General features: G+C 38.8%; 1 pseudogene. It reads right to left on the reverse strand.

What is annotated here, in order from left to right:
* Window positions 1-155 precede the first annotated feature (155 nt).
* Window positions 156-376: pseudogene (locus HMPREF2628_RS04785) on the reverse strand (hypothetical protein); the annotation flags it as partial.

The raw sequence follows: 376 nt of genomic DNA on the forward strand, positions 1-376 counted from the left end.
TCATCCACGACAAGATAATATTGTTCGCCGTGTTTCCAGATATGCTGACCATACCCTGCGACTTCCTCAAACTTGATAACGTCTTCCCATGTAATATTGGTAATCCCCATCTTAGTATCCTCCTAATGATCTAGAGGTTATCAAAAGCGAAATGGTTAATCTTTATCTAGCGGTGACACGTAGTTATCTGGGAGTTTACCCTTCCAATCAATCCATTTTTGTTCTGCTAGAGGGATTAATTTTTCGAGTTCTTCTTGAGTAAAGTATTCTCTACTTTTAGGATTAGCTATAAGAGGGGTAAGTCCCTCCTCAATCCATTTTTTTTCACTAGCCTTTCTTTCTTCTTCGGTTGAAGGCCATTCATCATTTTGTAGCT

Origin of the sequence: Streptococcus sp. HMSC063B03 (genome assembly GCF_001836965.1) — a bacterium.
GTDB lineage: Bacteria > Bacillota > Bacilli > Lactobacillales > Streptococcaceae > Streptococcus > Streptococcus pneumoniae_F.